Annotated in this window: 20 protein-coding genes and 1 tRNA gene; 17 read left to right on the forward strand and 4 right to left on the reverse strand. The window is 61.2% G+C overall.

The annotated features are described in order from the left end of the window. Nucleotides 1–17 precede the first annotated feature (17 nt). The 4 genes from J7412_RS04310 (at nt 18) to J7412_RS04325 (ending at nt 3,452) form a co-directional block, all read left to right on the forward strand. A complete protein-coding gene (locus J7412_RS04310; protein ID WP_209077388.1) occupies nt 18–884 on the forward strand; it encodes a MoxR family ATPase in 867 nt (288 codons plus the stop codon). Further along, a complete protein-coding gene (locus J7412_RS04315) occupies nt 884–2,086 on the forward strand; it encodes a VWA domain-containing protein (RefSeq protein ID WP_209077390.1) in 1,203 nt (400 codons plus the stop codon). The genes J7412_RS04310 and J7412_RS04315 overlap by 1 nt, the downstream gene beginning before the upstream one ends. Nucleotides 2,087–2,113: 27 nt before the next feature. Continuing rightward, nucleotides 2,114–2,884 carry an XdhC family protein gene (locus J7412_RS04320; protein ID WP_209077392.1) on the forward strand — a complete coding sequence of 257 codons (771 nt, stop codon included), beginning with the start codon at nt 2,114–2,116 and terminating at the stop codon, nt 2,882–2,884. 115 nt (nt 2,885–2,999) lie between these two features. Beyond that, complete coding sequence (locus tag J7412_RS04325) at nt 3,000–3,452, forward strand: carbon monoxide dehydrogenase subunit G (RefSeq protein WP_209077394.1); 453 nt, start codon at nt 3,000–3,002, stop codon at nt 3,450–3,452. A 76-nt stretch (nt 3,453–3,528) separates the two neighbouring features. On the opposite strand, the gene J7412_RS04330 is transcribed toward J7412_RS04325, so the two are convergent. Then, nucleotides 3,529–3,605 (reverse strand) — tRNA-Met (locus tag J7412_RS04330). A gap of 300 nt (nt 3,606–3,905) precedes the next feature. On the opposite strand from J7412_RS04330, the gene phnC reads away from it, so the two are divergent. The 5 genes from phnC (at nt 3,906) to J7412_RS04355 (ending at nt 8,733) form a co-directional block, all read left to right on the forward strand. Next, a complete protein-coding gene (gene phnC, locus J7412_RS04335) occupies nt 3,906–4,730 on the forward strand; it encodes a phosphonate ABC transporter ATP-binding protein (protein WP_209060066.1) in 825 nt (274 codons plus the stop codon). 58 nt (nt 4,731–4,788) lie between these two features. After that, complete coding sequence (gene phnD / locus J7412_RS04340) at nt 4,789–5,691, forward strand: phosphonate ABC transporter substrate-binding protein (protein ID WP_209060068.1); 903 nt, start codon at nt 4,789–4,791, stop codon at nt 5,689–5,691. A 71-nt stretch (nt 5,692–5,762) separates the two neighbouring features. After that, nucleotides 5,763–6,665 (forward strand): phosphonate ABC transporter, permease protein PhnE, encoded by a 903-nt coding sequence (gene phnE, locus J7412_RS04345; protein WP_209077396.1) that lies wholly within the window; start codon nt 5,763–5,765, stop codon nt 6,663–6,665. Further along, nucleotides 6,662–7,987, forward strand: a complete 1,326-nt coding sequence (phnE, locus tag J7412_RS04350; RefSeq protein ID WP_209077398.1) for a phosphonate ABC transporter, permease protein PhnE — start codon at nt 6,662–6,664, stop codon at nt 7,985–7,987. The genes phnE (J7412_RS04345) and phnE (J7412_RS04350) overlap by 4 nt, the downstream gene beginning before the upstream one ends. Before the next feature lie 128 nt (nt 7,988–8,115). Then, the gene (locus J7412_RS04355) at nt 8,116–8,733 is read left to right on the forward strand and encodes a chloramphenicol acetyltransferase (protein ID WP_209077400.1); all 618 of its coding nucleotides are present in this window, start codon (nt 8,116–8,118) and stop codon (nt 8,731–8,733) included. Between the two features lie 33 nt (nt 8,734–8,766). Here the strand turns inward: J7412_RS04355 and J7412_RS04360 are convergent, their stop codons facing one another. Both J7412_RS04360 and phnF read right to left on the reverse strand, forming a co-directional pair. After that, the gene (locus tag J7412_RS04360) at nt 8,767–9,948 is read right to left on the reverse strand and encodes an alpha-D-ribose 1-methylphosphonate 5-triphosphate diphosphatase (protein WP_209077403.1); all 1,182 of its coding nucleotides are present in this window, start codon (nt 9,946–9,948) and stop codon (nt 8,767–8,769) included. 84 nt (nt 9,949–10,032) lie between these two features. Then, on the reverse strand, nt 10,033–10,764 hold the full coding sequence (gene phnF, locus J7412_RS04365; RefSeq protein ID WP_209077405.1) for a phosphonate metabolism transcriptional regulator PhnF: 732 nt from the start codon (nt 10,762–10,764) through the stop codon (nt 10,033–10,035). Between the two features lie 96 nt (nt 10,765–10,860). Between phnF and phnG the strand changes: the two genes are divergently transcribed. The 8 genes from phnG to phnN are packed head-to-tail and all read left to right on the forward strand — an operon-like array spanning nt 10,861 to nt 16,500. Then, entirely contained in the window at nt 10,861–11,304 is a 444-nt protein-coding gene (gene phnG / locus J7412_RS04370; RefSeq protein WP_209077407.1) for a phosphonate C-P lyase system protein PhnG, read from the forward strand. After that, complete coding sequence (gene phnH, locus J7412_RS04375) at nt 11,304–11,873, forward strand: phosphonate C-P lyase system protein PhnH (protein ID WP_209077409.1); 570 nt, start codon at nt 11,304–11,306, stop codon at nt 11,871–11,873. Before phnG ends, phnH begins: the two co-directional genes overlap by 1 nt. Further along, nucleotides 11,873–12,967 (forward strand): carbon-phosphorus lyase complex subunit PhnI, encoded by a 1,095-nt coding sequence (locus J7412_RS04380; RefSeq protein ID WP_209077410.1) that lies wholly within the window; start codon nt 11,873–11,875, stop codon nt 12,965–12,967. Before phnH ends, J7412_RS04380 begins: the two co-directional genes overlap by 1 nt. Further along, nucleotides 12,964–13,566, forward strand: coding sequence for an HAD family phosphatase (locus J7412_RS04385; protein WP_209077412.1), 603 nt, complete (start codon nt 12,964–12,966; stop codon nt 13,564–13,566). The genes J7412_RS04380 and J7412_RS04385 overlap by 4 nt, the downstream gene beginning before the upstream one ends. Beyond that, the gene (locus J7412_RS04390; protein WP_209077414.1) at nt 13,563–14,432 is read left to right on the forward strand and encodes an alpha-D-ribose 1-methylphosphonate 5-phosphate C-P-lyase PhnJ; all 870 of its coding nucleotides are present in this window, start codon (nt 13,563–13,565) and stop codon (nt 14,430–14,432) included. The genes J7412_RS04385 and J7412_RS04390 overlap by 4 nt, the downstream gene beginning before the upstream one ends. Further along, the gene (phnK, locus tag J7412_RS04395) at nt 14,429–15,199 is read left to right on the forward strand and encodes a phosphonate C-P lyase system protein PhnK (protein WP_209077416.1); all 771 of its coding nucleotides are present in this window, start codon (nt 14,429–14,431) and stop codon (nt 15,197–15,199) included. Before J7412_RS04390 ends, phnK begins: the two co-directional genes overlap by 4 nt. Nucleotides 15,200–15,256: 57 nt before the next feature. Further along, nucleotides 15,257–15,946 carry a phosphonate C-P lyase system protein PhnL gene (phnL, locus tag J7412_RS04400; protein WP_209077418.1) on the forward strand — a complete coding sequence of 230 codons (690 nt, stop codon included), beginning with the start codon at nt 15,257–15,259 and terminating at the stop codon, nt 15,944–15,946. Then, nucleotides 15,946–16,500: a phosphonate metabolism protein/1,5-bisphosphokinase (PRPP-forming) PhnN gene (phnN, locus tag J7412_RS04405; RefSeq protein WP_209077420.1), complete on the forward strand. Its 555-nt coding sequence runs from the start codon at nt 15,946–15,948 to the stop codon at nt 16,498–16,500. Before phnL ends, phnN begins: the two co-directional genes overlap by 1 nt. Here phnN and J7412_RS04410 read toward each other — a convergent pair. Continuing rightward, nucleotides 16,482–17,165: a DUF1045 domain-containing protein gene (locus tag J7412_RS04410; RefSeq protein ID WP_209077422.1), complete on the reverse strand. Its 684-nt coding sequence runs from the start codon at nt 17,163–17,165 to the stop codon at nt 16,482–16,484. The two genes, phnN and J7412_RS04410, sit on opposite strands and share 19 nt — an antisense overlap. Nucleotides 17,166–17,176 lie beyond the last annotated feature (11 nt).

Consider the following 17,176-nt stretch of genomic DNA (forward strand, 5'->3'; position numbering starts at 1 on the left):
AAGGTGAGGGGCGCGCGATGAGCGTGAACGATGTGCAATCTGCCTTGGCGGAAGAGGGCTATGTGGCGGATGCGCGCCTTGCGATGGCGCTGCATCTGGCGGAGACCCTGGGGCGGCCCTTGCTGCTTGAGGGACCTGCGGGGGTTGGCAAGACCGAGGTCGCCAAGGCGATGGCAGCGGTGCATGAGACCAAGCTGATCCGGCTGCAGTGCTATGAGGGGTTGGACGCAAGCCACGCGATTTATGAGTGGAACTATCAGCGGCAGCTTTTGGCGATCCGCGCGTCTGAGGCGCAGGGCGGCATGGCGGAGGCGGCGCTGTTTGGGGAAGATTATCTGTTAAAACGCCCGCTGCTGGAGGCGATCACACAGGAGCAGCCGCCAGTCTTGTTGATTGATGAGATCGACCGGGCGGATGAGGAATTTGAGGCCTATCTTTTGGAGGTGCTGTCTGATTTTCAGATCACCATTCCGGAGGTGGGAACCGTGGAGGCGGTGACACGCCCGATGGTGATTTTGACCGCCAATGGCACGCGGGAGCTTTCAGACGCGCTGCGGCGGCGGTGTCTTTATGCCTATGTGGAATATCCGGATCGGGAGACCGAGCTGGCGATCCTGCGCACACGCATGCCGGAGATGGAAGGTCTGTTGGCGCGCCAGATTGTCGGCGTGGTGCAGGATCTGCGCCGTGAGGAGCTAGAGAAGGCGCCGGGTGTGGCGGAGATGCTGGACTGGGCGGCGGCGCTGGCGGGACTTGGGGTGAATGATCTGGCCCAGAGCCCGGAGGCGGTGCAGGCGACATTGGTGTGTCTGCTCAAGACCGCGGCGGATTATGACGCCGCCCCACGTGAGGTGATGGACCGGTTGATTGGGAAGGTTGCCTGATGCAGGTGACGCGGTTTCTCTCCCGTGCCGAAGGTTTGGCGGATCGCATGGCGGGGTTCATGGCGCATTTGCGTATGAATGGCTTGCCTGTGGGCGTGGCGGAGACCGGCGATGCGCTGGCCGCTTTGGCGGCGGTGGAGGCGACAGATGTGGATCAGGCGCGTGAAGCGCTTTGTGTGTTGCTGTCTGGCGATGCGGAGAGCTGGCGCAAGTTTGACGACCTGTTTGATGCCTATTGGTTCAATGCGGGCAAACAGCGGCAGGGTACGGCAAAAAGCGATCATGTGAAGGTGCAGGCAGCGCGGCCTTTGCTGTGGCAGACGCATTTTTGTGAGAGTGCTGAGGGTGATGCGGAGGGTAGCACCGAGAGTTCAGAAGACGCCTTTGCACCGGATGAGGGTGATGGGGAGTCTGAGGGCACCGATGGGCGGCTGATTGCGACGCGGACGGACAACCTCTCCCGGCGGGATTTACGTGAGTTGATGGATGAAGACAGCTTGCGGCGTGCCGAAGCGGCGGCGGTGAGAATTGCGCGGGTGATACGGGATCGGCGCTCGCGGCGGCGCAAACAGGCGCTGCGGGGGCAGCAACTCGACATGCGGCGCATTCAACGGGCGTCTCTGGCACGTGGTGGCGAACCAATGGAGCTTCACCGGCGGGCGCGGCCGCCAAGACCGATGCAGATTGTGGCGCTGTGTGATGTGAGCGGGTCGATGACGGTTTATGCGCGGGTGTTTCTGGCCTTTCTCAAAGGGCTGGTGAGCAGTGAGACGCGCACCGATGCCTATCTGTTTCACACCCGGCTGATGCGGGTGACTGATGCGATGCGCGATCATGACACGCTGCGGGCGGCCTCTCGGCTGTCGCTGATGGCGGAGGGCTTTGGCGGGGGTACGGATATTTCCGGATCGCTGGAGCGTTTCCTGAACGGTTATGGCGCGCGGGCGCTGAACGGTCGGACGGTCGTGATCATCCTGTCGGATGGCTATTGCACCTCTGATCCGGAGGCGCTGGGCGCGGCTTTGGCAAAACTGAGGAAAAAGGCGCGACGGATTGTTTGGCTCAACCCGCTGAAAGGCTGGCGGGATTATGCGCCGGTGGCGGCGAGCATGCGGGCAGCGCTGCCCTATCTGGATGCACATCTGCCAGCGAACACGCTTGAGGCGCTTGGCGCGCTGGAGCGAGAATTTGCCCGCCTGTGACGGTGCGTGGCTTTGAGGGAGGAGCGCATGGAGGCGTTTGACATATTTGATACGGTGGCGCGGCTGCGTGAAGAGGGGGCGCCGTTTTGCGTCGCCACTGTGGTGCGCACCGCCGATGTGACCTCTGCCAAAGCAGGGGCGAAGGCGGCGGTCACGCAGAGCGGTGAGATCATCGGGCATTTGGGCGGGGCCTGTGTGAAACGCGCGGTCAAAGAGGCGGCGGCAGAGGCCCTGGTGGCAGAGACGCCGCGCATGATCCGGGTGAAGCCCTCCGACAAAGTGGTGACCTTGCTGGATCCGGACGGGGTGCAGACGTTCAAGAGCGGTTGCCCGTCAGGCGGCACCGTGGATGTGCTGATCGAGCCCTATCAACAGGCGCAGCGGTTGGTGATTTTTGGCGACACACCGATTGCACAGGCGGTGGCGGCCCATGCCACGCTGGCCGGGTTTCGGGTGTGCCGTGGGGATGAGGGTGTGGGCCAGATCGAGGCGCGTGATTTTGTGTTGGTGGCCTCGCAGGGGCAGCGGGACAGCGATGCGCTGCGCTCCGCGCTGGAGACCCCGGCGCGGCGGGTGTCGATGGTGGCGAGCCGCAAAAAAGCGACGGTGCTCTGTGAGAAGCTGATCGCGGCGGGGCTGGAGGAGGCCAGGGTTGGGCGGCTGAAGAGTCCGGCGGGGCTCGATATTGGCGCGGTGGACCCGCATGAGATCGCGCTGTCGATCCTTGCGGAGATCGTTCAGTGGCGCCGGATGGATCAAGCGGAAGCGGGAGAGGGCGGCGATGAGAAACTTGCTTGAGAGATGGCGGGCGTTTTGGGCCCCACGTGAAGATTTGACACCGGAGCAGGCTGCAGAAGAGGCGCTTCGGGTGTTTCCCAAATGTTGTTGAGAGCAAGAAAGGCAGAGAGACCAGATGGAACTAAAAGATGAGATTCGCATTTCGGCACCCCGCGACGTGGTGTACCGGGCGCTCAATGACCCGGAGGTGCTGAAACAGTGCATTCCGGGCTGTGAAGAGCTGGAGCAGCACACGCTGGAGCATCTGGAGGCCAAGGTGGTGCTGAAAATCGGCCCGGTGAAAGCGAAGTTTGCGGGAGAGGTGTTTCTGGACACCAGCGGCGCGCCGGATGGGTTCACGCTCAAAGGTGAGGGCAAAGGCGGCGCGGCGGGGTTTGCAAAGGGCGGTGCAGAAGTCACCTTGGTTGAAGATGGTGCGGAGACCGTGCTGAGCTATGAAGCCAAGGCAGAGGTCGGCGGCAAGATCGCTCAGCTGGGCAGCCGGCTCATCCAAGGCACGGCGAAGAAACTCTCGGCGAAGTTCTTTGCACAGTTTGCGGAAGTTGTTGCGGAGCAGACAGCGGCGTAGGCAGGGATCTAATATCCACTCACGGATCCAAAAAAACGAAACCCGGATGGCGATCCATCCGGGCTTCTGGAATTCTTGGTGGCGGTACAGGGACTTGAACCCCGGACACGCGGATTATGATTCCGCTGCTCTAACCAACTGAGCTATACCGCCGTAAGTGAGGTGCGATTTAGGGTGTTCCTGAGGTGGGGTCAAGAGAGAAATCTGCATTTCTGCGCGGGTTTTTTGATTTCGGAAAACCAGAGCGGCGCGGCGCGGAGGTTCCGCTGTATTTTGCGCTGAAATCGCCTGTTTTTCGGCAAGCGGAGACTGTCACGGTGGCCCAACGGCGTTCACGGAGCCGTGGCAAAGGTTAAAATTGCGCCGACTTCCGTTACAGAAACTTCATCATACTGACAATTAAGCTTTGGATTCGGCCTGTAGCCAGCGCCCATCGAATGGTGGGGATAGGCCGTGCTAAAAGTAGAAAAACTGACCAAAGCCTTTGGTCCAAATGTGGCTGTCGACGCGGCCAACTTCGTTGTCGAGAAGCCAGCAATGATTGGGATCATCGGGCGCTCTGGGGCCGGTAAATCCACCCTGCTGCGGATGCTGAACCGTCTGACGGAAGAAACCAGCGGGCAGATCATCTTTGAAGGCACCGATGTGACCGCGCTTAAGAACGGTGACAAGCGTCGCTGGCAGAGCGAATGCGCGATGATCTTTCAGCAGTTCAACCTCGTGCCGCGGATGGATGTGGTGAGCAATGTGCTGCATGGCACGCTCAACCGCCGCAGCACGCTGGCAACCATGTTCAACCTGTTCCCCAATGAGGACATCCACCGCGCGATCGACATTCTGGATCGCCTCGGCATTGCAGAACATGCCGCCAAGCGCGCCGAAGCGCTGTCTGGTGGGCAGCAGCAGCGTGTGGCGATTGCACGTGCGCTGATGCAGGACCCGAAGATCATTCTGGCGGATGAGCCGATTGCTTCGCTCGATCCGATGAACGCGCAGGTGGTGATGCAATCGCTGCGCCAGATCCACGAAGAAGACGGCCGCATGGTGATCGCCAACCTGCACACGCTGGACACCGCGCGGCGCTATTGTGACCGTGTGATCGGCATGCGCGACGGGCGCATCGTGTTTGACGGCACGCCCGCGCAGCTGACCACCGGTGTGGCGCGCGACATCTATGGCGCGGATGCCTCTTTTAGCGAAGCGGCCACCTCGACCGAGATCGAGACGCTGGACCGCACCGACGCAGAAGTCGGCCGCAAGACCCCTGAATACGCCTGAGTTTCATCACACCCCACGTCACAGAAGCGTGGGGTTTTTTATCAACCGGAGAGAAACGATGAAAAAACTGATTGCTGCCGTTCTGGCGACCACTGCCCTGACAGCCCCTGCGTTTGCTGAAGAGATCAGCGAATTCCGCATTGGTCTGCTGGGTGGCGAAAACGCCCAGGACCGTCTGAACAACAACGAGTGCCTGCGCGCCAAAACCGAAGAAGTGCTGGGTGTCCCAACCAAGCTCTTCGCCCCTGCCGACTACAACGGCGTGATCCAGGGTCTGCTGGGTGGCACCATCGACATGGCATGGCTGGGCGCATCCGGCTACGCAAAGACCTACCTGTCTGACCCTGAGGCGGTTGAGCCGATCCTGGTGAAAGTGAACGTGGACGGTGGCTATGGCTACTACTCCATTGGTTTTGCCCGCAAAGACAGCGGTATTACCTCGCTGGAAGACATGAAGGGCAAGACCTTCGGCTTTGGTGATCCGAACTCCACCTCCGGCTTCCTGATCCCATCCATCGAGATCCCTGAAGTGACCGGCGCGACCATGACCTCCGGTGACTACTTCGGCGAAGTAAAATTCTCCGGTGGCCACGAGCAGACCATCGTTGGCGTGAACAACGGTGACTTTGACGGCGGCGTGACCTGGGCTGACGGTCTGGGCGAGTGGGAAGACGGCTACAACTCCGGCGCGCTGCGCCGTGCGGTTGATGCGGGTCTCGTGGACATGAACGAGCTGGTGAAAATCTGGCAGTCCAAGCCGATCCCAGAAGGCCCAATCGTGCTGCGCAAGGCGCTGCCGGAAGACGTGAAAGTGAAATTCACCGCGCTGATGGCCTCCCTGCCATCCATGGACCCAGAGTGCGCCTATGGCGTGCTGTCCGGTGAAGCCAAAGGCGTGCAGCCAATCAGCCATGACGCTTACGAAGTGATCATCGAAGCACGCAAACTGAAGTCCAACTAAGACGACTTCACCACTTTGAGCAGGCCCTGTGCAGATGCGCGCGGGGCCTGTTTCCTGACTGAGGGGCTCCCATGACAGATTTGACCGGTAGCGGCACTGGCAGCCGTAACGCGGGCGGCGTGCGCGCGGATTACATGGCGCAGGTGCGGCGCAAGCGGATGATGGACGGCATCATCCTCATCGTTTTCATCGCTTTGATGACGACGGGTTTCATGATTGCGGATGACCGCAATGCCGGTGGGTTCTGGGACGGGTTGCACCGTCTGTTTGATTTCCCCAAAGAGGTGCTGGGCGAGGCCTTTGAAAAGGCTGCTGATCTGCCTGCGCATCTGCTCAAATTCCTGCCCTCGCTGATTGAGACAATCAACATTGCGGCGGCCTCCACACTGATTGGCACGATGCTGGGCATGGTGCTGTCGCTTCTGTCCACACGTGGCATGGCCAAATGGCCGCGCCTCATTCCGCTGTTCCGCCGGATCATGGACATCATGCGCGCCATGCCCGAGATCGTGATTGCGCTGGTTTTGATCTTTGTGATGGGCGGCGGGCCGGTGCCGGCGATGGTGGCGATTGCCTTCCACACCGCGGGCGCGATGGGCAAGCTGTTCTCCGAGGTCAATGAAAACGCTTCGCTCAAGCCCGTGGAGGGGCTGCAATCTGTCGGCGCAAGCTGGACCCAGCGCATGTGGCTTGGGGTGATCCCGCAGGTGGCGCCGAACTACTTCAGCTACGGCCTGCTACGCTTTGAGGTGAACATCCGTGCCTCCGCCATCCTTGGTTTCGTGGGCGCAGGCGGCATCGGCTATGAGCTGCGCAACGCGATGAGCTGGGGCAAAGGCCAATATGATGAGGCTGCCGCGATCTTCATCCTGCTGTTTGTCACCATTGTGGTGGTGGACCAGCTGTCCTCGCTGGTGCGCGAGCGCCTGACGCACGGCAAATCTGAGCAAAAATTTGAGAAGGCCTCGGCATGAGTATCGCAGCCAATGAAACCGATTTCCTGAAGGTTCAGGCGGATCGCCATTTTGCCAGAAAGAAGCTAGTGAGCTTTGGGCTGCCAGCGCTGGTGATTGCCTATCTGACCTATATCTTCTTCATCTTTGACATTCCCGGTCTGGCGCAGCGCTTTGAGGCGGACAATGCCCGCGCGCTGGTGGCGGACAGCTACAGCTACAAAACCCATGTGGCGCGTGACAATCGCTCTGGCGCGGTGTCTGTGGCCATCGAAGGGGAGCGCAAAGGCACCTATCCTGAAGGTACCTCTCCTGAGTGGGTCACGCTGGGGGACACCGATACGGTGATCGATCTGGGTGATGGCCATGTGGTGACCTATGGCGCAGACAATTTTGTCAGCTACGACGTGCCGGGCTATGGGCTGATCACCGCGCAGCCGAGCCGCGCCAAAGGCGTGCAGGCGATGCTGCCCGAAGGCGAAACGCCTGACTGGATCAATGCCTCCAAGAACCGGATGACCATCACCACCGATGCCGGGCGTCTGACGGTGACGCGCAACCGCACTGAGGTGTTCCGGTATTTCAACGGCTGGGAGCTGTTCTTCTTCACGCTTGATAGCCCCTACCACGGGATGCCTGTGGGCGAAGTGATGTCGCGCGCGCTGGGCGGTGAGGCGGCTGCGATCTGGCAGGATTTCTGGACCAACAAGATGTGGCGTCACCAGGATGTGGCCTGGGCGATCTTTGAAACCATCCTGATGGCTTTCCTTGGCACCATGGGCGCGGCCATTGTGGCGCTGCCGCTGGCCTTTCTGGCGGCTAAGAACTTCACGCCTTTTGTGGTGCTGCGTCAGATCACGCGCCGTATCTTTGACTTCTTCCGCGGTGTGGATGCGCTGATCTGGACGATTGTTCTGGCGCGCGCTTTTGGGCCGGGGCCACTCACGGGCGCGCTGGCGATCCTGATCACCGACACCGGCTCTTTTGGAAAAATGTTTTCGGAAGCTCTGGAAAACGTCGATCAAAAGCAGATCGAGGGCATTCAGTCGACCGGGGCCAAGCCGGTGCAGCGTTATCGCTTTGGGGTGATCCCGCAGGTGACGCCGATCCTGATGAGCCAAGTCCTTTATTTCCTGGAATCCAACACCCGCAGCGCCACCATCATTGGTGCGATCACCGGCGGCGGCATCGGCTTGATGCTGACACAGGCGATGATCACGCAGAAAGACTGGGAAGAGGTCACCTATTACATCGTGCTGATCGTGCTTATGGTGATGGTGATGGACTGGTTCTCCGGCTGGCTGCGCCGCAAGCTGATCACCGGGGACGAAAGCGGCCATTGATCCGCGACAAGAGTTTTGCCTTCGGCGAGGATATTTGGAGAATGAGAAAGCATGGGCATGCCCCGTCTTTCCTCTTGCCAGAAATATCCCCGCCGGAGGCACAAAAGTTCACACAACAGGAGCCGCAAATGGCCAAGCTCTCCGCAGAGACGCCGCTGATCCACCCGGACTGTATTTTGCACGACGCGACTTTTGGGCGTTATGTGGAGATCGGGCAGGGCAGCCGGATCATTTCAGCGCATTTTGACGACTATTCCTATTGCGACCGTATGGCGGAGGTCGCGAACGCCAAGATTGGCAAATTTGCCAATATCGCCGCTTTCAGCCGGATCGGGGCGACGGATCACCCGATGGAAAACGCCTCGCTGCACCACTTTCTCTATCGCTCAGATGACTACTTTGACGATGCAAAACCGGATGCGGCGTTTTTTGCCCATCGTCAGAGCCGGGTGGCCACCATTGGCCATGACACCTGGATTGGTCACGGCGCGATGATCAAGCCGGAAGTCACGCTGGGCCACGGCAGCATTGTGGCGAGCGGCGCGGTGGTGACCAAAGATGTGCCACCTTACATGATTGTCGCCGGCATGCCCGCCACCCCGCTGCGGCGGCGGTTCAGCGAGAATGTGTCTGAGCGGTTGATGGCGCTGGCCTGGTGGGATTGGGACCACAGCCGGTTGCGCGCAGCATTGACGGATTTTCGCGCGCTGAAGGCAGAGGCGTTTCTGGAGAAATACGGGGGCTGAGGCGGTATTCCCAGCCCTCCCTGAGGCGGCGGGTTATTCCGCCGCCATTTTTGTGTCTGATGTCGCGTCAAAGAAACGGTGGGCCACGTCGCCAGAAAGGTGGCTGATGCGTCCGCCTGCGATGGTGCCTTCAATCGCATGGGTCTCCGGATGGACAATGGCGATGTCGGCGCGTTGGCCGAGATCCAGCGTGCCGCGATCGTCCATCTCCATGATGCGTGCCGCATTGGTGGAGATCATCGCCCAGGCGGTGGGCAGATCACAGAGACCGTCGTCCACCATGCGGAAGGCGGCTTTGGAGAGCGCGGGGTAGTGATAGTCTGACACCAGCGCATCGCAAAGGTCATCAGCCACCAAGCGTGCGGCCTGAATGTTGCCGGCCTGGCTGCCGCCGCGCACGATGTTGGGCGCGCCCATCACCACGTGATCACCAACCGCTTTGGCCACGGCTGCGGCGCTGCGCGCTGTTGGGAACTCACAGACCCGCGCGCCAAGCACGGAATAGCGTTCCCGTGTGTCACCGTCAGGATCGTCGTGGCTGCCGTAGCGCACGCCGAGCTGGTCAAAGGCCTCAGCCAGCGCGCAGAGGTGGCGGGGCACCTGCGGGCTTTCATCAAAGGCGGCGCGGACCAGTGCCATATGCTCTTCTGGTGTGCGCCCGGCGCCTTTGGCCCAATGGGCAAGGTTTTCCGGTTTCTCGCGGGCCAGATAAAGCGCCTCTTCGAGGTGGTTGTTGAAGACCACATAGTCGACTTTGTGTTTCTCAACCGCTGCCAGAAGCCGATCCCGCGTGGTCACCGTGTGGGTTTCACAGCGGATCTGGATGCGCAGATCGGTGTGGGCATGTGGTCGGTAGGCATCGAGTGCGGCCAGCAGGGTTTCGGCCGCATCGGGGCCACGGTGGCCGCCTTCCCAGCTCCAGCTTTGGGCGAGCCATGCGGTGGTCACCCCATTGGCGGCGGCGTCGCGGTCGGTGCCGCGCAGGCCCATGTCCACAGGGAATGGCGCAGAGGGGCGCGGCGCGATGTGGCGCTCAAAGGCATCGCCGTGCAGATCAATGATGCCTGGCATCAGCAGATAGCCGGAGAGATCTACCTCCGCCTGTGTGCCGTCGACAATCAGGCCGTCCGCGAAGGACAGCGGGGCATCCTGCAGCATGCCGTCGCGCAGGACGTGTGCACCTGTGAGGCGCAGAGACAGAGAGGATCTGGACATAAGAATGCTCTTTTGGTGTTTTCGCTCTCTCTACGTCCCTTATGTGTCGGCTGCGTGACGTCTGCGGCCTGTTGGGCAAATTATTCAATCAGTAAGTGTGAGGGTGACGCGGTCGCCGGCAAACCAGGTGATGCCAAATTCGACCGGATTGCCCGCCGGGTCGATGTTGATCGCTTTGGTGCGCAGGACGGGATCGCCTTCGCTGATGCGCAGGTGCAGGGCTTCGGTGGCGCTGGCGCGCCGCGCTGTCAGGCGGGTTGAGGCGCGAGTGTAATCCGCCACGCCGTTTTCCTTGAGCGCCGCCGTGACAGAGCGCAGGCGCGAAAGCTGTTCCGGCAGATCGGGAAAGCGCGCCGCCGGGAAGACGCTTTTGAAAAGGGCGATCGGGTTGCCGTCTGCGAGCGACAGACCGTCATAGACGTGGACCTCTGCCCCTTCCTGCAAAGCGAGCGCTGTGGCTTCTGCGGCATCTGCGCTGCGGGTTTCCAGATGCAGCACCTCTTTGCCCGGCAGACGCCCGGCCTGCGCGATGTTGCGGTGAAAGCGCACCCGTTTGCCGATGGCATAATCAGTGGGCACCTGCGCCACAAACACACCAGCGCCGCGTCGGGCGTGGACCAAGCCGTTGTCAGACAGCGATTTTAGCGCGTGGCGCACGGTGTGGCGATTGACGCCAAAGCGGCCGGAGAGCTCGGCCTCGGTGGGCAGTTTGTCCCCCGGACCATAGCGGCCTTCGGCAATGTCTTCGGTCAGTGTGTTGGCGATGGATTGCCAGATCGGGGTGCGTTTGGCGCTCATGTTGCGGGTCTCTGTCATGAAAACTTCATGGGGGGATGGATTGCGCGACTCGCGATGTGTCCCTAGGATTTGTCTAGTTGTATAGGAAAATAGACAAATCGACAAGGTGTCTAGATGACCGCAGAAAATAACAGACGCGCCTGGATGTCGCTGCTCGCGAAAGCGCCCGCAGACCGGCTTTTGGCACTTTGGCAAGAGCATGGCGCAGCGCCGGCATTTCACTGGCTGCGCGCGCCGGAGATTGGCGCAACCATGGTGCGAGGACGCCTTGGCGGCACCGGCGCGCCGTTCAACCTCGGAGAGATGACGCTGACCCGCTGTGCGTTGCAGCTGGAGAGCGGGGAGGTCGGCCATGGCTATGTGCAGGGGCGTGACAAGCAGAAGGCAGAGATTGCCGCGCTGGTGGATGCGCTGATGCAGGGGCCTGAGGCGGAGGCGGTGGATGCCGCGATCCTGACGCCGCTGGGCGATGAGCTTGCGGAGGCTAAGACCGCGCGGGCGGAGAAGGCAGCGGCCACAAAGGTGGATTTCTTCACCATGGTGCGGGGAGAGGATTGATGAACGCAGATGTTCTGAAAGGCGGATTTGCCAATGCGCCGGTGGATGCGGCGCATGCGTTTCGCGCAGCCATGAATGTGATGGCGCGACCCGGTACAATTGAGACTTTGGTGGGCGCGGTGCCACCTGCTCCGATGTCCACGGCGGCAGGGACGCTGATCCTGACGTTGTGTGATCCGGACACGCCGTTGCATCTGGCAGGCGACTGGGATTGCCAAGAGGTGCGGGACTGGATTGCCTTCCACATTGGGGCACCCATCGTTGGGGCCACACATGCGATGTTTGCGGTTGGCGACTGGGACGCTCTTGCGCCGCTCAACGCGTTTGCCATTGGCACGCCGGAATATCCGGACCGCTCTGCCACATTGATTGTGGAGCGCGACGCGCTTGCGCAAGAGGGCGCGACCCTGCGTGGGCCGGGCATCAAGGAGACGGCTGAGATGACGCTGCCGGAAGCAGAGGCGTTTCAGATGAATGCGTTGCTGTTCCCGTTGGGGCTCGATTTCTTCTTCACCTGCGGGGATCAGGTCTCCGCGCTGCCAAGAACAACGAAAGTGGAGGCGGCCTGATGTATGTTGCAGTGAAAGGCGGCGAGCGCGCGATTGACAATGCGCATGCGTGGCTGGCCGAGGAACGACGCGGTGATCTGAATGTGGCGGAACTCTCCGTCGTCCAGATCCGCGAACAGCTGAGCCTTGCAGTGAACCGGGTGATGGCTGAGGGATCGCTTTATGATCCTGATCTGGCGGCGCTGGCGATCAAGCAGGCGCGCGGTGATATGATTGAGGCGATTTTCCTCATTCGCGCCTATCGCACGACGCTGCCGCGATTTGGCGCATCTGCGCCGGTGGAAACCGCGGAGATGGCCTGTGACCGTCGGATTTCGGCGACCTTCAAAGATGCGCCGGGCGGGCAGGTCTTGGGGCCGACGTTTGACTACACGCACCGCCTGTTGGATTTCGCTTTGGCCGCAGAAGGCGAGACGCCTGTGGTCGAGCGCGGTGAGGCGCGCACGGAAGCAACGCCGCATATCACCGAGTTTCTCAACAAAGAGGGGCTGATCCAGACGGAAGTTAGCTCGGAAGAAACGCCGGGGGATTTGACTCGTGAGCCGCTGGAGCTGCCCGCCAACCGCCCGCTGCGCCTGCAGGCGTTGACGCGGGGCGATGAGGGGTTTGTTCTGTCGATGGCTTACTCCACACAGCGGGGCTATGCGCGCAACCACGCCTTTGTGGGGGAGCTGCGCATTGGCAAGGTCGCGGTGGAGATGGAGATCCCAGAGCTGGGCTTTGCCATCGAGATCGGCGAGATCGAGCTGACGGAATGTGAGACGGTGAACCAGTTTCAGGGTTCCAAAACCGAGCCGCCGCAGTTCACACGTGGCTATGGGCTGGTGTTTGGTCAATCTGAGCGCAAGTCGATTTCTATGGCGCTGGTGGACCGCGCGCTGCGTTGGCAGGAGCTGGGCGAAGACAACCTCGGCGCGCCCGCGCAGGATGAGGAGTTTGTGCTCTATCATTCTGACAACATTCAGGCGACGGGGTTCCTCGAGCACATCAAGCTGCCGCATTACGTGGATTTCCAGTCTGAGCTGGAGCTGATCCGTAAGCTGCGCCGTGAGGCGATGGAAAATGTGGCACCGGTGCAGGAGGCGGCGGAATGACCCCTTCTGTTGTGGTTTTTGATATCGGAGGCGTGCTGGTGGACTGGCAGCCGCATCTGGCCTGGGCGGAAGAGTTTGAGACGGAGGCGGACACGCTGGCGTTTATGGCGCGGGTCGACTTCTTTGCGCGCAATCTGCGGGGCGACAGTGGTGAGCGATTTGCCGATATGGCGCGGGAGCTGGAGGATCCAGAGGATCAGCGGCGGCTAGCGGCTTATGTCCCGAACTATGCCAAGACGGTCGTGAGCGCTTTCGCAGGAACCTGGGACATTCTGGACGAATTGAAATCCAAGGATGTCCCGGTGCACGCGATCACCAACTGGTCGGCGGAAACCTGGCCAGAGGGGTTGAAAATCCACCCGCGTCTGGGGGAGGTTTTCGGTACTTTGGTGGTCTCTGGCGAGGAAGGTGTGATAAAGCCGGATCCGCGTATTTTCGAGATGCTGTGCGAGCGCGCCAGTGTCGCGCCTGCAAACTGTGTTTTCATTGATGACAGTCCCAAAAATGTGGACGGCGCTAAGGCAGCCGGATGGGACGCAATCCATTTCACCGGAGCCGAGGCATTGCGCGCGGCGCTGGAACAGAGGGGCTTGCTATGAGCGATTATAACTTTGCCTATCTGGATGAGCAGACCAAGCGAATGATCCGTCGGGCGATCCTCAAGGGGCTGGCGATTCCGGGCTATCAGGTGCCCTTTGCCAGCCGTGAGATGCCGATGCCTTATGGCTGGGGCACGGGGGGCGTGCAGGTCTCTGCCGCAACGCTGACGCCTGAGGACACGCTGAAGGTGATCGACCAAGGCGCGGATGACACGACCAATGCTGTGTCGATCCGCAAGTTCTTTGAGAAGACCGCAGGTGTGGCGACCACGGAAGAAACCGCGCAGGCGAGTGTCATTCAGACCCGCCACCGCATTCCCGAAGAGGCGCTGCGCGAGGATCAAATCCTTGTCTATCAGGTGCCGATCCCGGAGCCGCTGCGCTTTCTGGAGCCTTCAGAGGTGGAAACCCGCAAGATGCACAGCCTTGAGGAATACGGCCTCATGCATGTGAAACTCTATGAGGACATTGCCAAACACGGGGCGATTGCCACCTCTTATGCCTATCCGGTGAAGGTGGAGGGGCGCTATGTGATGGACCCGAGCCCGATCCCGAAGTTTGACAATCCGAAGATGGAAATGGCGGCGATCCAGCTGTTTGGTGCGGGGCGGGAGCAGCGGATTTATGCGCTGCCGCCTTACTGTCAGGTGGTGAGCCTTGATTTTGAGGATTTCCCCTTTGAGGCCAGCAAGGCCGATCACCCCTGTGACATGTGTGGTGCCGAGGACAGCTATCTGGATGAGGTGATCATGGATGATGCGGGCAACCGGATGTTTGTCTGCTCTGACACGGATTATTGCGCCAGCCGCCGTGCCGCCGGGCATGTGGGGGCGCAGGCCGCAGCACTTGAGGAGACAGCCGCATGACGCCGCTTCTGAAAGTTGAGAATATCAGCAAGTACTATGGCAACCGTATTGGCTGTCAGGACGTGAATTTTGATCTCTACCCCGGAGAGGTCATGGGGATTGTTGGGGAAAGTGGCTCTGGCAAGTCCACTTTGCTCAACTGCCTTGCCGGTCATCTGACCCCGGAAACGGGCGAGGTGCTGTTTGAGATGCGCGATGGTGCGATGCGGGACACGGTCACCATGAGTGAACCGGAACGTCGTATGCTGAGCCGCACCGACTGGGCTTTTGTGCACCAGCACGCCCGAGATGGGCTGCGCATGAATGTGAGCGCAGGCGGCAATGTGGGTGAACGGCTGATGGCCGTGGGTGCACGCCACTATGGCAATATCCGCGAAGAGGCAATTGACTGGCTGGGCCGTGTGGAGATCAACGAGAGCCGTGTGGATGACCGCCCGACGCAGTTTTCCGGCGGGATGCAGCAACGCCTGCAGATAGCGCGCAATCTGGTGACCGGACCGCGGCTGGTGTTCATGGATGAGCCGACAGGCGGGCTTGATGTCTCTGTGCAGGCGCGGCTTCTGGATTTGCTGCGCGGATTGGTGCGTGAAATGGGCTTGAGCGCCATCATCGTGACCCATGATCTGGCGGTGGTGCGCCTGCTCGCGGATCGGTTGATGGTGATGAAGGATGGCCATGTGGTGGAGACCGGACTGACCGATCAGGTACTGGATGATCCACAGCATGCCTATACGCAGCTGCTGGTCAGTTCCGTTCTGCAAGTTTGACAGGTTGGGGGCTGTCTGCCCCCAAACCCCCGAGGATATTTGGGAATGAGAAATCAGATGATTGAGATTAGAGATCTGAGCAAGACTTTCACCCTGCACAATCAGGGCAGCGCGGTGATCCCGGTGATGGACGGCGCCAACCTGAGCGTGGCGCGCGGGGAATGTGTGGCGCTGACCGGGGCGTCTGGTGCTGGCAAATCCACTCTGATGCGGATGATTTATGGCAACTATCTGGCCGCCGGTGGGTCAATTGTCGTGGATGGCGTGGATGTGGTGCAGGCCGAGCCGCGCGAGATCCTGGCGCTGCGGCGTGAAGTGCTGGGCTATGTGAGCCAGTTTCTGCGGGTGGTGCCCCGGGTGCCGACGCTGGATGTGGTGGCAGAGCCACTGCTGGCTGTTGGCGTGGAGGCCGAAGCAGCGCGGGAGCGTGCGCGGGATTTGCTGACCCAGCTGCGCATTCCGGAGCGGCTCTGGCAACTGAGCCCGACGTCGTTTTCCGGTGGGGAGCAGCAGCGGGTGAATATTGCGCGTGGCTTTGCCCATAGCTATCCAGCGATGTTGCTGGATGAGCCGACCGCCTCGCTGGATGCGACCAACCGCGCCACGGTGTTGGGGCTGATTGAAGAGGCCAAGGCGCGTGGGGCGGCGATTGTTGGGATTTTCCACGATGAGGCGGCGCGCGGTCAGGTCTGTGATCGGGAGATTGATGTGTCGGTCTTCACACCCGGTTTGAAAGGGGCTGCGTGATGGCAGACACTGGATTGCCTGTGCGGGTTGTGGGGGTTGTTGGCCCCTCTGGCGTGGGCAAGGATACGGTGATGGAGGCCATGGCGGCGGCACGTGCCGATGTGGAGTTGGCGCGGCGGGTGATCACGCGTGCGGCGGGTGCGGGTGGAGAGAACTCGATCGGCGCGACGGATGCGGAGTTTGATGCGCTGGTGGCGCAGGATGCTTTTGCGCTTTGGTGGCCCGCACATGGGCTGCGCTATGGCGTGCCGCGTGAGGCGCTTCAGCAGGCGGGCGCGCGGATTGTGCTGGTGAACCTGTCCCGTGGTGTACTGGATCAGGCGCGCGCGGCGTTTGAAGATTTTGCCGTGCTTTCGCTGACCGCAGATGTGCAGACGCTGGCGCAGCGTCTGGCGGCACGCGGGCGAGAGACCGAGGCGGAGATTGCTGCACGTCTGGCCCGTGCGGGTGTGTCGCGCCCGACAGGCGCTGATGTGGTCGAAGTGGCCAATGACGGGGCGCTGGCGGCCACGGTGGCCGCCGCGCTTGAGGCGCTTCAGCCGGTGAGGGCGTAGCGGTGGATTTCGTGAAACATCTGGCTGTCGTCTTCGCCCACCAAGGTCAGGCTGCCCACCACAAAGGGCTGTGGCAGGAGCGGTGTGATGTGGGACATAAGCGCGGCCTGGGTTTGCTCGGCATCTTTGCCAAGGCGGCCTGTGAGGGTGATGTGGAAGCGAAATTCTTCCATCACGTAAGGGTAGCCCCATTGCGCCAGAAGCGCTTCTTGCGCGGGCGACAGATTGGCTTGACGGCGGCGCGCCAGCTCGGCTTCAGAGGGCGGGCGGCGGAACCTATCAAGCTCGGTGACCGCGCGCGCGGCCAGTGTGGCCAGCGGGGTTTGATCGCCGTCGATTTTCAGGGCCAGAAAGCTGCCGAGGCGGGCCAATGTCAGACCGGGCAGCGTGACAGGGGGCAGCGTGGTGCAGAGCGTGGCCAGCGCCTCCTGAAGGGCGTCCGGGCTTTGACCATCTGCCAGAAAAAACGGCGGTTTGATGGTGCCGTGCAGCCCGTATTTGCGCGGCGTGGCGGTGATCTCTTCCACGGGGCGCGGAAGATCTGCAATCTCCGGGTGGGGGCAGTGTTTGCCCGCCACAGGATCCCAGCCCAGCCATTGGGCGCCAAAATCTGCCAGGGCTCCGGGCTCTGGCGTGTAGTAAATGCCGTATCGTTTGAACTGCATATTGCCTCTTT

Source organism: Shimia sp. R9_3, from assembly GCF_017743755.1.
Classification (GTDB): Bacteria; Pseudomonadota; Alphaproteobacteria; order Rhodobacterales; family Rhodobacteraceae; genus Shimia.

Coding starts and splice junctions, on each gene's coding strand:
- J7412_RS04310 (WP_209077388.1), top strand. CDS start 18: ATGAGCGTGAACGATGTGCAATCTGCCTTGGCGGAAGAGGGCTATGTG.
- J7412_RS04315 (WP_209077390.1), top strand. CDS start 884: ATGCAGGTGACGCGGTTTCTCTCCCGTGCCGAAGGTTTGGCGGATCGC.
- J7412_RS04320 (WP_209077392.1), top strand. CDS start 2,114: ATGGAGGCGTTTGACATATTTGATACGGTGGCGCGGCTGCGTGAAGAG.
- J7412_RS04325 (WP_209077394.1), top strand. CDS start 3,000: ATGGAACTAAAAGATGAGATTCGCATTTCGGCACCCCGCGACGTGGTG.
- phnD (WP_209060068.1), top strand. CDS start 4,789: ATGAAAAAACTGATTGCTGCCGTTCTGGCGACCACTGCCCTGACAGCC.
- phnE (WP_209077396.1), top strand. CDS start 5,763: ATGACAGATTTGACCGGTAGCGGCACTGGCAGCCGTAACGCGGGCGGC.
- phnE (WP_209077398.1), top strand. CDS start 6,662: ATGAGTATCGCAGCCAATGAAACCGATTTCCTGAAGGTTCAGGCGGAT.
- J7412_RS04355 (WP_209077400.1), top strand. CDS start 8,116: ATGGCCAAGCTCTCCGCAGAGACGCCGCTGATCCACCCGGACTGTATT.
- J7412_RS04360 (WP_209077403.1), bottom strand. CDS start 9,948: ATGTCCAGATCCTCTCTGTCTCTGCGCCTCACAGGTGCACACGTCCTG.
- phnF (WP_209077405.1), bottom strand. CDS start 10,764: ATGACAGAGACCCGCAACATGAGCGCCAAACGCACCCCGATCTGGCAA.
- phnG (WP_209077407.1), top strand. CDS start 10,861: ATGACCGCAGAAAATAACAGACGCGCCTGGATGTCGCTGCTCGCGAAA.
- phnH (WP_209077409.1), top strand. CDS start 11,304: ATGAACGCAGATGTTCTGAAAGGCGGATTTGCCAATGCGCCGGTGGAT.
- J7412_RS04380 (WP_209077410.1), top strand. CDS start 11,873: ATGTATGTTGCAGTGAAAGGCGGCGAGCGCGCGATTGACAATGCGCAT.
- J7412_RS04385 (WP_209077412.1), top strand. CDS start 12,964: ATGACCCCTTCTGTTGTGGTTTTTGATATCGGAGGCGTGCTGGTGGAC.
- J7412_RS04390 (WP_209077414.1), top strand. CDS start 13,563: ATGAGCGATTATAACTTTGCCTATCTGGATGAGCAGACCAAGCGAATG.
- phnK (WP_209077416.1), top strand. CDS start 14,429: ATGACGCCGCTTCTGAAAGTTGAGAATATCAGCAAGTACTATGGCAAC.
- phnL (WP_209077418.1), top strand. CDS start 15,257: ATGATTGAGATTAGAGATCTGAGCAAGACTTTCACCCTGCACAATCAG.
- phnN (WP_209077420.1), top strand. CDS start 15,946: ATGGCAGACACTGGATTGCCTGTGCGGGTTGTGGGGGTTGTTGGCCCC.
- J7412_RS04410 (WP_209077422.1), bottom strand. CDS start 17,165: ATGCAGTTCAAACGATACGGCATTTACTACACGCCAGAGCCCGGAGCC.